Annotated in this window: 16 protein-coding genes; all 16 read left to right on the forward strand. The window is 34.4% G+C overall.

Translation table 11 applies throughout. From position 1 onward, the window contains the following. Positions 1-568: 568 nt before the first annotated feature. The 16 genes from KA828_RS01845 (at position 569) to ispE (ending at position 13,971) form a co-directional block, all read left to right on the forward strand. Positions 569-1,102 carry a GNAT family N-acetyltransferase gene (locus KA828_RS01845; protein ID WP_107630240.1) on the forward strand — a complete coding sequence of 178 codons (534 nt, stop codon included), beginning with the start codon at positions 569-571 and terminating at the stop codon, positions 1,100-1,102. Between the two features lie 23 nt (positions 1,103-1,125). Next, positions 1,126-2,466 (forward strand): aminotransferase class I/II-fold pyridoxal phosphate-dependent enzyme, encoded by a 1,341-nt coding sequence (locus KA828_RS01850; protein ID WP_210125299.1) that lies wholly within the window; start codon positions 1,126-1,128, stop codon positions 2,464-2,466. 1 nt (position 2,467) lies between these two features. Then, complete coding sequence (gene tmk / locus KA828_RS01855; RefSeq protein WP_070854567.1) at positions 2,468-3,079, forward strand: dTMP kinase; 612 nt, start codon at positions 2,468-2,470, stop codon at positions 3,077-3,079. Positions 3,080-3,112: 33 nt separating this feature from the next. Continuing rightward, positions 3,113-3,442, forward strand: coding sequence for a cyclic-di-AMP receptor (locus KA828_RS01860; RefSeq protein ID WP_011276778.1), 330 nt, complete (start codon positions 3,113-3,115; stop codon positions 3,440-3,442). A 276-nt stretch (positions 3,443-3,718) separates the two neighbouring features. Next, positions 3,719-4,645, forward strand: a complete 927-nt coding sequence (locus tag KA828_RS01865; RefSeq protein WP_210125300.1) for a DNA polymerase III subunit delta' C-terminal domain-containing protein — start codon at positions 3,719-3,721, stop codon at positions 4,643-4,645. 1 nt (position 4,646) lies between these two features. Continuing rightward, positions 4,647-5,450, forward strand: a complete 804-nt coding sequence (locus KA828_RS01870; RefSeq protein WP_210125301.1) for a PSP1 domain-containing protein — start codon at positions 4,647-4,649, stop codon at positions 5,448-5,450. Between the two features lie 15 nt (positions 5,451-5,465). Continuing rightward, positions 5,466-5,864: a DNA replication initiation control protein YabA gene (gene yabA, locus KA828_RS01875; RefSeq protein WP_053031294.1), complete on the forward strand. Its 399-nt coding sequence runs from the start codon at positions 5,466-5,468 to the stop codon at positions 5,862-5,864. Between the two features lie 157 nt (positions 5,865-6,021). After that, on the forward strand, positions 6,022-6,747 hold the full coding sequence (locus KA828_RS01880; RefSeq protein ID WP_210125302.1) for a tRNA1(Val) (adenine(37)-N6)-methyltransferase: 726 nt from the start codon (positions 6,022-6,024) through the stop codon (positions 6,745-6,747). Continuing rightward, positions 6,740-6,988, forward strand: coding sequence for a GIY-YIG nuclease family protein (locus tag KA828_RS01885; RefSeq protein WP_210125303.1), 249 nt, complete (start codon positions 6,740-6,742; stop codon positions 6,986-6,988). Before KA828_RS01880 ends, KA828_RS01885 begins: the two co-directional genes overlap by 8 nt. A 2-nt stretch (positions 6,989-6,990) precedes the next feature. Further along, positions 6,991-7,833 carry a 16S rRNA (cytidine(1402)-2'-O)-methyltransferase gene (gene rsmI / locus KA828_RS01890; protein WP_210125304.1) on the forward strand — a complete coding sequence of 281 codons (843 nt, stop codon included), beginning with the start codon at positions 6,991-6,993 and terminating at the stop codon, positions 7,831-7,833. Positions 7,834-8,083: 250 nt separating this feature from the next. Beyond that, a complete protein-coding gene (metG, locus tag KA828_RS01895) occupies positions 8,084-10,063 on the forward strand; it encodes a methionine--tRNA ligase (RefSeq protein WP_210125305.1) in 1,980 nt (659 codons plus the stop codon). Between the two features lie 29 nt (positions 10,064-10,092). Beyond that, positions 10,093-10,863, forward strand: a complete 771-nt coding sequence (locus KA828_RS01900; RefSeq protein ID WP_053031305.1) for a TatD family hydrolase — start codon at positions 10,093-10,095, stop codon at positions 10,861-10,863. A gap of 142 nt (positions 10,864-11,005) precedes the next feature. Beyond that, positions 11,006-11,554 (forward strand): ribonuclease M5, encoded by a 549-nt coding sequence (gene rnmV / locus KA828_RS01905; RefSeq protein ID WP_210125306.1) that lies wholly within the window; start codon positions 11,006-11,008, stop codon positions 11,552-11,554. A gap of 3 nt (positions 11,555-11,557) precedes the next feature. Continuing rightward, on the forward strand, positions 11,558-12,448 hold the full coding sequence (rsmA, locus tag KA828_RS01910; protein ID WP_070854572.1) for a 16S rRNA (adenine(1518)-N(6)/adenine(1519)-N(6))-dimethyltransferase RsmA: 891 nt from the start codon (positions 11,558-11,560) through the stop codon (positions 12,446-12,448). Between the two features lie 99 nt (positions 12,449-12,547). Next, positions 12,548-12,811, forward strand: a complete 264-nt coding sequence (gene veg / locus KA828_RS01915) for a biofilm formation stimulator Veg (protein ID WP_011276767.1) — start codon at positions 12,548-12,550, stop codon at positions 12,809-12,811. Positions 12,812-13,122: 311 nt separating this feature from the next. After that, positions 13,123-13,971 carry a 4-(cytidine 5'-diphospho)-2-C-methyl-D-erythritol kinase gene (ispE, locus tag KA828_RS01920; protein ID WP_053031311.1) on the forward strand — a complete coding sequence of 283 codons (849 nt, stop codon included), beginning with the start codon at positions 13,123-13,125 and terminating at the stop codon, positions 13,969-13,971. Positions 13,972-13,984: the final 13 nt, after the last annotated feature.

Here is a 13,984-nt window from a genome sequence, read left to right on the forward strand (position 1 = left end):
ACCGAAGGTTTAATGATATATATGTATAATGGCTTTACGAAGAGAAAGCGTTTGAAGCTGATGAGTTGAGAAAATTGAGAAGCGAGTTTAGTAGAGCTAAAAGAGCAAGCAATTTTAGAAAAGGAAGAAAGATGCGAGCGCTTGCCACGAAGTAAAGTAAGGTTCTTAGCGGCGATGGTAGCCGATTTACGTTCCGCTAGAGTAGGACGTTGCCAGGCGAAGTAATGGGAGCGGGACAGAATTCTTTTGAATTCGTCGTCCCACTCCCAACTTGCTTTGCTTGTAGAATTTCTTAATGAAATTCTCTTTGTTGGGGTCCCCGCCCGCAAGGGTGACTAGAACTGAGAAAAGCTTGAATTATGCGCCTTCTCAGTTCAGTCAGCTACTGCGAATTTGCAAAATAGCATTATTATATTATTTATGTCCCACCTCTTTTTTTATGCTTAAAATTAAAAGACTATAAATTTCAGCTTTATATTCTGAAATAAAATATTCGACAAATAAAATAATTGAGTTGCTTTACTTCATTAATTTACTTGCATAAACTGTAATTAAAGGAGTGCTAAAAATGATAATTAGAGCATTAGAAGAAACAGATTTACAATTTGTACATCATCTAAATAATGAATATACGATTATGTCTTATTGGTTCGAAGAGCCATATGAGTCATTAAGTGAATTAAAAATGTTGTATCAAAAACACATTTTAGATGAATCAGAAAGACGATTTATTATTGAAGATAATCAAACATCTATTGGTGTAGTAGAGCTAGTAGAAATCAATTTTGTACATAGAAATTGTGAAATTCAAATTATTATAGACAGTCAATATGGTAATAAAGGATATGCTAAAAAAGCATTTAAAATGGCGATTGATTATGCCTTTTTAGTCTTGAACTTGAATAAAGTATATCTCTATGTAGATGTGAATAATGAAAAAGCCGTGCACATATATAAAAAGGCAGGCTTTACTATTGAAGGTGAATTAAAAGAACACTTTTATACACAAGGGAAGTACAAAGATTCTTATGTTATGGGGTTATTAAAAACGAAGTGGATTGAGCAACGTAATGGCGATGATGATTTATCGCAAGTGCGCTAAATCTGTTAGAAAGTGTGTATAGTATGGAACTTCCAATTTTTGAAAAATTATCTCAATTGGTTAATGAAAAGGCGATTTCATTACACGTACCTGGTCATAAAAATGGGACAATTGGCCGTATAAACAATTTAGACTTTAAAATGGATATGACCGAAATTACTGGTTTAGATGATTTACATCACCCTGAAGATATCATATTGCAAAGTATGCAGTATTGTCGTAAACATCCAGACTATAATGCCTATTTCTTAATTAATGGTACAACATCAGGTATTTTATCAGTGATACAATCCTTTTCAAAAAGAAAGGGGAACTATTTAATTAGTCGTAACGTTCACAAGTCCGTCTTTCATGGCTTAGATATTGTACAACAACCTGCGGATATACTTGCGATGACTAAAAGTAAGGATAGTGATCAATACTTAGGTCCAGACGTACATAATATGAAGTTTAATCATCAAAAGTTAGCAATTGTCACATATCCAAATTATTATGGTGAATGTTTTGATATCAATGAATTTGTTGATAGGGCACATAGTGAAGCAATTCCAGTATTAGTTGATGAAGCTCATGGTGCCCATTTTAACTTAGCTCATTTTCCTAAGTCGGCGCTAGAAAGTGGTGCGGATTATGTGGTGCAGTCTTATCATAAAACGTTGCCTGCGCTCACGATGGGTTCCATATTATTTATTCATAAAAATGCCCCCTTAAATGATGAAATAGTTCGATATTTAGGGTATTTTCAAACGTCAAGTCCATCGTATTTAGTTATGGCTAGCCTTGAACTCGCACACCAATTTTATGTTGATTATGATGGTTCCATATTTTTGGAAAAAAGAAAGCAACTTATAGATACATTAAATAAGACTGGATTAACTACAGTCTGTGTGAGTGATCCTTTAAAATTATTAATTCAATATCCGGGATATTCTGGATTTGAAATACAAACATGGTTTGAACAACTAGGTATATATGTTGAATTAGCTGATGATAAGCAAGTGTTGCTTGTGTTGCCACTATGGCATGAAGATGATAGGTATCCATTCGAAGCATTATTAAACAAAATCACTTATTTGAACTTGCCAGTACGTTCAACACATAAACCAATGTCGTCGATTCAACTTCCAGTCGATGAAGGTAAGTATTTCCCTAGTGAGAATGGTGAAGTAACATGGATGCATATTGATCATGCTGAGCATAGCATTTTAGCAACGCATATTATACCGTACCCACCAGGAATTCCTGTTTATTTAAAAGGGGAAAGAATAACCCGAAATATGATAAAATTAATGCGAGAATACCTTCAAAAAGGTGATAAAGTTGAAGGTATAAAAAATGAAAAAATATTAGTTAAGGATGAATGAAATGTCGGCATTTATAACGTTTGAGGGTCCTGAGGGTTCAGGTAAGACAACTGTATTGCAACGTGTGTCTGAAAAGTTAGCACAGGATTATCAATTAATTGCTACTAGAGAACCAGGCGGTGTGCCAACTGGTGAAGAAATACGTAAGGTGGTATTGGAAGGTGCAAATATGGATATTCGCACGGAAGCAATGCTATTTGCTGCATCAAGAAGAGAGCATCTAGTAGAAAAAGTTGTGCCTGCGTTGAAAGATGATAAAATTGTCTTATGTGATAGATATATTGATAGTTCTCTTGCATATCAAGGTTATGCAAGGGGTATAGGTATTGAAGAAGTGAAACAATTAAATGACTTTGCAATTAATGGACTTTATCCAGATTTGACGGTTTATTTAGACATTACGGCTGAAGTTGGTAGAGATAGAATTCTCAAAAACCAACGAGATCAGAATCGACTTGATAAAGAAGATATTGCGTTTCACGAGAAGGTGATTGAAGGATATCGACAAATCATTCAAGAAACACCTGAGCGTTTCGCAGTAGTAGATGCGACACGTCATATTGATGATGTAGTCAATGAAACTTATGAGATAATCTTAAATTTTTTAAAATAATTATGATATAATAACTAGAAGAGGTGTTTTAAGATGAAAATGATTATAGCGATCGTTCAAGATCAGGATAGTCAGGAACTTTCAGACCAACTCGTAAAAAATAACTTTAGAGCTACAAAATTAGCAACGACTGGTGGATTTTTAAGAGCCGGTAACACTACTTTCTTATGTGGTGTAGATGATGATCGTGTAGATGATATTTTATCAGTTATCGATCATACTTGTGGTAATAGAGATCAACTTGTTTCACCAATGACACCAATGGGTGGTAGTGCAGATTCTTACATACCATATCCTGTTGAAGTGGAAGTGGGAGGCGCTACAGTATTTGTAATGCCAGTCGAATCATTCCATAGATTTTAATAAATAAATTTTAAAACAATGAAAATGAAATTAAGACACCTTAGATGAATATACAATATTCGAGGTTGGGACAAAACGGCTTATGCTCTGGGACACTAATGCATGGTGTTTAAAGGCAGGTTTAGTAAACTCATTTGCAACATGTTACGTTGTAGAGAAGCGTGATTCGACAAAATTTGAGTCATAATGTTGCTTATCAATGAGTTTGTCTAAATTCTAAATGCTTTGGTCCTAACCTCTTTTTATATTATAAAGTTGAATAAGGAGTAAGCAAGCATGGATGAACAACAAAAATTAGCGAATGCGTATCATTCAAATAAACTATCGCACGCCTATTTGTTTGAAGGTGATGATGCTCAATCAATGAAGCACGTCGCGATGGAATTTGCAAAACTTATTCTATGTAATGGGAATCAACAATGTGAAATGAAAGTAGAAACGTTCAATCAACCAGATTTCATGTATGTGTCATCTGAGGAGAATTCAATTAAGAAAGAACAAATTGAACAATTGGTTCATCGAATGAATCAACTACCAATTGAAGGCAAACATAAAGTTTATATTATTGAGGACTTTGAAAAGCTTACTGTTCAAGGGGAAAATAGTATATTAAAATTTTTAGAAGAGCCTCCTGAGAATACGATAGCCATTTTGCTATCAACGAAGCCAGAACAAATTCTCGATACAATTCATTCGCGTTGTCAGCATGTTTATTTTAAACCAAGTGATAAACAGCACTTTATAGATAGATTAGTTGAAGAAGATATCAATAGAGCTGTTGCGGAAATGTTAAGTAGTTATACTACGCAACTCGAAACAGCTAAAGGTTTAAATGAAGAACATGATTTAGTCGCACTTAGGAAAGTAATCTTACATTGGTGTGAGTTGTTATTAACAAATAAACCTATGGCGTTAATTGGAATAATAGAATTATTAAAACATGCTAAAAACAGAAAGTTACAATCTCTAACGTTAGCGGCGGTAAATGCATTTTTTGAAGATATTATGCATGCCAAAATAGGGATTGATCATCATTTTATATACTCAGATTTAAAAGGTAACATAGAAAAATATGCGAGCCAGTTATCGTTAAATCAAATTATTATCATGTACGATCAAATTACAGAAGCGCACAAAAAATTAATGCAAAATGTTAATCCGACGCTTGTATTTGAACAAATAGTAATCAAAGGTGTGAGTTAGAATGCCAAATATCGTAGGTGTCCAATTTCAAAAAGCTGGGAAATTGGAATATTATGCGCCTAAAGATTTAGACGTAAATGTGAATGATTGGGTTGTTGTCGAATCTAAACGTGGCATTGAAATTGGGAGTGTTAAATTCCCGCCTAAAGACGTTGAAGATGGTGATGTTACATTACCTTTAAAAGAAATCATACGTGTTGCTACTGATCAAGATATCGAAACATATTATCAAAATGATAGAGATGCAACCGATGCATTACAGTTATGTAAAGACTTAGCTAAAGAACAACAGTTGGATATGCGATTAGTTAATTGCGAATATACATTAGATAAATCAAAAGTGATTTTTAATTTTACAGCAGATGATCGCATTGATTTCCGTAAACTCGTGAAACATTTAGCTCAAAATTTAAAAACGCGTATTGAGTTAAGACAAATTGGTGTTCGAGATGAAGCGAAATTATTAGGTGGTATCGGTCCATGTGGACGTTCGCTATGTTGTGCAACGTTCTTAGGGGATTTTGAACCGGTTTCAATCAAGATGGCTAAAGACCAAAACTTATCTTTAAATCCAACTAAAATTTCCGGTGCTTGTGGTCGATTAATGTGTTGCTTAAAATATGAAAATGATTTCTATGAAGAAGCAAGAGCACAATTGCCTGATTTAGGTGATAAGATTGTGACACCTGAAGGTAAGGGACAAGTTATCGGATTAAATATTTTAGACATCTCAATGCAAGTTAAAATCGATGGTTTAGAACAACCATTAGAATATAAAATGGAAGAATTAGAAGCTTTTAATTAAGGAGGTACGTTACTTTTGAACCGCAATGACCTATTTGAAAAAGTTGTAAGACTTGAAAGTAATGTTAATCAATTAAATCAAGAAATGAGTGAATTGAAAGCATTATCTATCCAACTTATTGAAGAAAATGTTGCATTACAAGTTGAAAATGATAACTTAAAATCATTAATGGCTAAGAGCGAACAAGACGTTGAAGCGGTCAAAGTTGCTAGCCGTGTTGAAAAAGACAACAAACCAGTGAGTAAGGAAAAAGATAATAAAAGTTCAATTAAACATGTAAAGAAACCATTACCAAGTAAAGATAATCTCGCCGTATTATATAGTGAAGGCTTCCACATTTGTAATGGAGAACTATTTGGTAAGCATCGCTATGGTGAAGATTGTTTACTATGTATGAATGTGTTAAATAGTTAGACCTTTGGCATATGTTTAGTGCTAATGGCTTGAAGGTACGTTGTTAAGATACATTGTAATTGCTTAAAACGTACGTTAATGATGAGGGATGGATTTCAACACTTTGAAATATATTGATGTGTTGCAAAGACATCTCTTTTTTAGGAGAAAACAGACCATGTTAAAAGTTAATGAGCGTATTGATGACCTATTTAAGGAAAATTTGAAAATTATTCAAAATGACGATGTGTTTTCATTTTCAACTGATGCATTATTGTTGGGGCATTTTACTGAAGTTAGAAAAAATGACAAAATACTAGATTTATGTGCTGGAAATGGTGTGATTGCACTCTTGTTATCCGCTAAGGGCTCACAACCTATAGAGAGTATTGAGATACAGGAAAAACTCGTTGATATGGCGCGTCGCAGTTTCGAATATAACCGTTTAAACGATCGATTGCTAATGCATCATATGGATTTAAAAGAAGTGTATCAAAACTTCAAACCATCGCAGTATACATTAGTTACGTGTAATCCACCCTACTTTAAAACGAATCAACGCAATCAGCATCAAAAGGAAGCGCATAAAATAGCAAGACATGAGGTTAAGTGTACTTTAGAGGATTGTATGATGGCGGCACGTCATTTATTAAAGCAAGGTGGCCGACTCATGATGGTTCATCGAGCTGAAAGGTTGATGGATGTCTTAACCGAAATGCGTAACGCGAGTATAGAACCCAAACGTGTAGTATTTATTTATAGTAAAATAGACAAATCAGCTGTTACGATAGTGGTAGAGGGACGTAAGAATGGTAATCAAGGGTTAACCATCGCACCACCATTTTACATCTATAACAACCAGGGTGACTATACTGATGAGATGAAAGAGGTATATTATGGCTAAGCATTATGTATACATTGTTAAATGCAAAGATGATTCATTATATACAGGTTATACTACAGATGTAGAAGCACGTATTGCGACGCATAATGCAGGAAAAGGTGCTAAATATACAAAAATAAGACGCCCGGTAGTGTTAGTTTATCAAGAAATGTTTGATTCAAAATCAGAAGCCATGCGCAGAGAATATGAAATTAAAACATTTACAAGACAAGAAAAATTAAAAATGATTGGGGAGCGTTAAACATGGCGACATTATATCTAGTAGGGACGCCTATTGGTAACCTAGGTGATATTACTTTTCGGGCAATTGAAACTTTGAATCATGTTGATTTCATAGCTTGCGAAGACACACGAGTGACTAAAAAGCTTTGCAATCATTATGATATTCAAACCCCTTTAAAATCGTATCATGAACATAATAAAACTCAACAAACGGCATATTTAATTGATCTATTAAATGAAGGATACAATGTTGCATTAGTGTCTGATGCAGGTTTACCTTTAATAAGTGATCCAGGTTATGAATTAGTAGTTGCTGCCCATAATCATGATATTCATGTCGAAACGGTACCTGGACCTAATGCTGGATTAACTGCGTTGATGGCAAGTGGCTTACCATCTTATACGTATACTTTTTTAGGCTTTTTACCTAGAAAAGAAAAAGAAAAGATCGCGATATTACAGGAAAGAATGTATCAAGACAGCACTTTAATTATTTATGAATCTCCTTTCCGAGTAGTTGAAACATTAAAAGCCATTGCGAAAGTTGATGCGACTAGACGCGTTGCAGTCGGCCGCGAATTAACGAAAAAGTTCGAACAAATTGTCATGCAAGATGTTGAACACTTATTACACGCATTTCAACAAGATGAAATTATGCAAAAAGGTGAATTTGTTATTTTGATAGAGGGCGCTAAGCCTCTTGAAACTGAACAATGGTTTGAATCATTGACCATATCTGAACATGTTGAACATTATATGTCAGAACAAAAGATCAAGCCTAAAAAAGCAATTAAGTTAGTTGCGGAAGACCGTCATATGAAAACTGGAGAGGTTTATGACATATACCACAATGTTAATGAATGATGTAGCAAAATTAGACACATCGGTTGATTATTTTTTCAAGGGAATTAGGCTATGAAAATCTTAGAAATCACCCATAAATTAATGGATTTATGGTAATGTTAATAGGATACGACACTAGAAAATGGATATGCGTTATAATGATAAATAACTAAATATTAAAGGAATATCGTGATGCGTTTAAGTATCAAAATGTATAAAAACAAATAGTAAGTATATAGTATTATTTTGTAAATGATGAGGAGGACTATTGATGGCGAAAGAAACATTTTATATTACAACCCCAATTTATTATCCAAGTGGTAATTTACATATCGGTCATGCATATTCAACGGTAGCAGGTGATGTGATTTCACGTTACAAACGTATGCAAGGTTATGATGTTCGTTACCTTACTGGTACAGATGAACATGGCCAAAAAATTCAAGAAAAAGCCCAAAAAGCAGGTAAAACTGAATTAGAGTATTTAGACGAAATGATCAGTGGTATTAAAAAGCTTTGGAGTAAACTAGAAATCTCTAATGATGACTTCATCCGTACGACAGAAGAACGCCATAAACAAGTAGTTGAAAAAGTATTTGAGCGTCTTTTGAAACAAGGTGACATTTACCTTGGTGAGTATGAAGGATGGTATTCGGTACCTGATGAAACATACTATACTGAGTCACAATTAGTAGAACCTGTATATGAAAATGGCAAAATCGTTGGGGGTAAAAGCCCGGATTCTGGTCATGAAGTTGAATTAGTTAAAGAAGAAAGTTATTTCTTTAACATTAATAAATATACAGATAAATTATTAGCGTTTTATGATGCTAATCCAGATTTCATTCAACCACCTTCAAGAAAGAATGAAATGATTAATAACTTTATTAAACCAGGTTTAGAAGACTTAGCCGTATCACGTACATCATTTGACTGGGGTGTTAGAGTTCCATCAAATCCTAAACACGTTGTATACGTATGGATTGATGCACTCGTAAACTATATTTCTTCATTAGGTTATCTATCAGATGACGATGCATTATTCCAAAAATACTGGCCAGCAGATGTACATTTAATGGCGAAGGAAATTGTACGTTTCCACTCAATTATTTGGCCGATTTTATTAATGGCGTTAGACCTACCACTTCCTAAAAAGGTATTTGCACATGGTTGGATTTTGATGAAAGACGGTAAAATGAGTAAATCTAAAGGTAACGTTGTCGATCCAAACGTATTAATCGATCGCTATGGCCTAGATGCAACACGCTACTATTTAATGCGCGAATTACCATTTGGTTCAGATGGTGTGTTCACACCTGAAGCTTTTGTAGAGCGTACAAACTATGATTTAGCGAACGATTTAGGTAACTTAGTGAATCGTACGATTTCTATGATCAATAAGTACTTCCAAGGTGAATTACCTGCTTACGAAGGACCAAAACACGAGTTAGACGAAGATATGGAAGCAATGGCACTTGAAACAGTGAAACACTTCAATGAAAGTATGGAAAGTTTCCAATTCTCTGTGGCATTATCAACGGTATGGAAATTGATTAGCCGTACGAATAAATATATTGATGAGACGACACCATGGGTATTAGCTAAAGATGAGCATCAAAAGGATATGCTTGGTAACGTCATGGCACATTTAGTTGAAAATATTCGATATGCTGCAGTGTTATTACGTCCATTCTTAACACATGCACCTAAAGAAATCTTCAACCAATTAAATATTAATGAACCTGAATTGTTTGAATTAGAAAGCCTTGAGCAATACGGTGCATTGAAACAACCTATTATGGTAACTGAGAAACCAACACCAATCTTCCCACGTTTAGATACTGATGCGGAAATAGCATATATTAAAGAATCTATGCAACCTCCAAAATCTGAAGAACCTAAAGAAGAAGCGGAAGTACCAAGTAAAGCACAAATTGATATTAAAGATTTCGACAAAGTTGAAATTAAAGCGGCAACTATTACAGATGCTGAAAATGTTCCAAAATCTGATAAATTACTAAAAATCCAAATTGATTTAGCCTCAGAACAACGACAAATTGTTTCTGGTATTGCTAAATTCTATCGTCCAGAAGATATTATTGGTAAAAAAGTAGCAGTAGTTACAAACTTAAAACCAGCAAAATTAATGGGCCAAAAATCTGAAGGAATGATTTTATCAGCTGAAAAAGACGGTGTTTTAACATTAGTTAGCTTGCCAAGTGCAATTCCAAATGGTGCAGTTATTAAATAGTAATAAAGTGTAAAATGAGGAGAGATAAAATGTTAATCGATACACATGTCCATTTAAATGATGAACAATATGCAGAAGATTTAACTGAAGTCATTTCTCGTGCGAGAGAAGCAGGTGTTGACCGTATGTTTGTTGTTGGTTTTGATACACCGACAATTGAACGTGCGATGACATTAATAGATGAATATGATTTTATTTATGGCATTATTGGTTGGCACCCTGTTGATGCTATTGATTTCACAGATGAACGTTTACAATGGATTGAACAATTAGCACAACATCCTAAAGTCATTGGTATAGGAGAAATGGGATTAGACTATCATTGGGATAAATCTCCAGCTGATGTTCAAAAAGATGTGTTTAGAAAGCAAATTGCGCTCGCTAAAAGGGTAAACTTGCCTATTATTATTCACAATCGTGAAGCGACGCAAGATTGTGTCGATATATTGATGGAAGAGCATGCTGAAGAAGTAGGCGGCATTATGCATAGCTTTAGTGGTTCTCCTGAAATCGCAGATGTGGTTATTAATAAATTAAATTTCCATATTTCTTTAGGTGGTCCAGTTACGTTTAAGAATGCTAAGCAACCTAAAGAGGTCGCAAAACATGTACCTATGGATAGATTATTAGTTGAAACAGATGCGCCTTATCTTTCACCTCATCCTTACAGAGGTAAACGTAATGAACCTGAACGTGTGACTTTAGTTGCACAACAAATTGCAGAATTACGTGGAATGACATATGAAGACGTATGTCGTCAGACTACCGAAAATGCTGAACGTTTATTTAAATTAAAATAATATGATATGTCTGAGAAAGATGTTAAACCGTGTCTGTCATGGTATGATTTTAGCAACATGACACACGGCATCTTTCTCATTTTTTATATGATGAGCAGTTATAATATATGTGAAATGAATTTGAAAGGTAAGGATTTTTATTATGAAAATCAATGAATTTATCGTCGTAGAAGGTAGAGATGATACAGAACGTGTAAAGTCGGCTGTCGAATGTGACACGATTGAAACAAATGGTAGTGCCATTAATAAAGAAACGTTAGCAGTCATCCAAAATGCACAAGAAACAAGAGGGGTGATTGTATTAACGGACCCTGACTTTCCAGGTGATAAAATACGACACACGATTACGGAACATGTTTTGGGCGTTAAACATGCGTATTTAGATCGAGAGAAGGCTAAAAATAAGCGTGGTAAAATTGGCGTTGAACATGCAGACCCCCAAGATATTAGAGATGCTTTAATGCATGTCAGCTCTCCTTTTGAAGAAGCGGAAGAGTCAATTGACAAAAGTGTGCTGATTGATTTAGGTTTAATCATCGGCAAAGATGCACGTCGTAGAAGAGACATATTAGGTCGTAAGTTACACATTGGACATTCAAACGGTAAGCAATTATTGAAGAAACTTAATGCATTTGGTTATACAGAAGCAGATGTGCGCGAAGCATTATCTATGGAAAAGGAGAGTGAATAAAAGGTGGAGAGAAAAGATATTGCGACACCTTCACGAACGCGAGCGTTGTTAGATCAATTTGGATTTAACTTTAAAAAAAGTTTAGGACAAAACTTCTTAGTAGATGTTAATATCATTCATAAAATTATAGATGCGAGTCAAATTGATGACCATACAGGTGTTATTGAAGTGGGACCTGGTATGGGGTCTTTAACAGAACAATTAGCGAAGCGTGCTAAAAAAGTGATGTCATTTGAAATAGACCAACGACTGATACCAGTTTTAAAAGAAACATTAGCGCCTTATGACAATATTACGATTATTAACGAGGATATATTGAAAGCAGACATTGCTAAAGCGGTTGAAACATATCTAAATGATTGTGACAAAATCATGGTCGTAGCTAATCTGCCGTATTATATAACAACACCAATTCTACTGAACTTAATGCAACAAGATATTCCGATTGATGGTTATGTTGTGATGATGCAAAAAGAAGTGGGAGAGCGTTTGAATGCGCAAGTAGGAACGAAATCGTATGGCTCATTATCTATTGTTACACAGTACTATACTGAAACAAGTAAAGTGTTAACTGTGCCTAAATCTGTATTTATGCCACCACCTAATGTAGACTCCATAGTGGTTAAATTAATGCAAAGAGAAACGCCACTCGTTCACGTGGATAATGAAGAAGCGTTCTTTAAATTAGCTAAAGCAGCGTTTGCGCAAAGACGTAAAACAATTAATAACAACTATCAGAACTTCTTTAAAGATGGAAAGCAACATAAAGAAAGTATATTAAAATGGCTTGAGCAAACAGGTATTGATCCTAAAAGACGTGGAGAAACGCTATCAATACAAGATTTTGCACGATTGTATGAAGAAAAGAAAAATTTCCCAGAATTAGAAAATTAAATTGTTGACAAAGCGCGACTACATTGATAAAATTTAAATTTTGTTTGACAAAACACCTCGAAATATGGTATTATGTAACTTGTAGCGAGGTGGAGCAATATGCCAAAATCAATTTTGGACATCAAAAATTCTATTGATTGTCACTTAGGAAATCGTATTGTACTAAAAGCCAACGGTGGTCGTAAAAAAACAATCGAACGTTGTGGTGTGTTAAAAGAAACATATCCTTCAGTATTTGTTGTTGAATTAGACCAAGATAAGCATAATTTCGAAAGAGTTTCGTATACATATACGGATGTTCTTACAGAGAACGTACAAGTTTCATTTGAAGAAGATAATCATCAAGAAGTAGTTGCACACTAATTTAGACATAAATATAGAGTGGTTTAGTGTACTTCAACTCTATAATTGAAATGTATTGGGTGTTGGGCTTATTAAGTTCAACGCTCTTTTTTTGTAGCATCATAAGGGTTGTTTAAAATGTGGACTACAAAATGTGTCCAATCTTAATCATTTTACTTCAAAATAATAGAATTTCATCAGAAAACGTATATTAGCAGATTAAAATGATTGTTTTATTAAGATTTTACATAAATTTGTCATGTATCTATCAAATATTTTTAGTCTTTGTGTTAAAATCATCTTATTACTATTGATGAAGAGAGGGCGGAAAAATGATATATGAAACGGCACCAGCCAAGATAAATTTGACGCTCGATACACTTTTCAAAAGAAATGACGGATATCATGAAATTGCGATGATTATGACGACTGTTGATTTAAATGATCGCTTGTCTTTTCAAAAAAGAAAAGACAAAAAAATTGTTGTTGATATTGAACATAACTATGTTCCAAATGATCATAAAAATTTAGCTTATCGTGCAGCACAATTAATGATGGAGACGTATGATTTAAAAGCAGGTGTAACCATCACTATAGATAAAGATATTCCTGTTTCTGCCGGATTAGCAGGAGGATCGGCTGATGCAGCTGCTACAATGCGTGGCATTAATCGTCTGTTCAATTTAGATAAATCACTTCATGAATTGAGTGAGTTGGGTATTCAAATTGGGACAGACATTCCATTTTGTATTTATAACAGAACTGCAGTATGCAAAGGTAGAGGTGAGAAGATACGCTTCTTAAAAAAGCCACCTTCAGCTTGGGTTGTGTTGGCGAAACCTAATTTAGGTATATCATCTCCAGATGTATTCAAGGCGTTGGATTTGGATGATACACATCATGTTGATACAGAAATGTGTGAACAAGCGATTGTTAATGGTAATTATCAACAGTTGTGCCAAAGTTTATCGAATCGTTTAGAACCAGTGTCGATGTCAATGCATCCTGAAATTCGAAAAATAAAGAATAATATGTTGCAGTGTGGTGCAGATGGCGCGCTTATGAGTGGCAGTGGACCGACCGTATATGGACTTGCACAAAAAGAAAGCCAAGCGAAAAAATTATATAATGCTGTAAATGGCTGCTGTAATGAAGTGTATTTAGTTAGATTATTAGGATAGAAGGGTTGAACAA

The organism is Staphylococcus sp. GDY8P85P (genome assembly GCF_017892405.1).
Taxonomy (GTDB): domain Bacteria; phylum Bacillota; class Bacilli; order Staphylococcales; family Staphylococcaceae; genus Staphylococcus; species Staphylococcus borealis.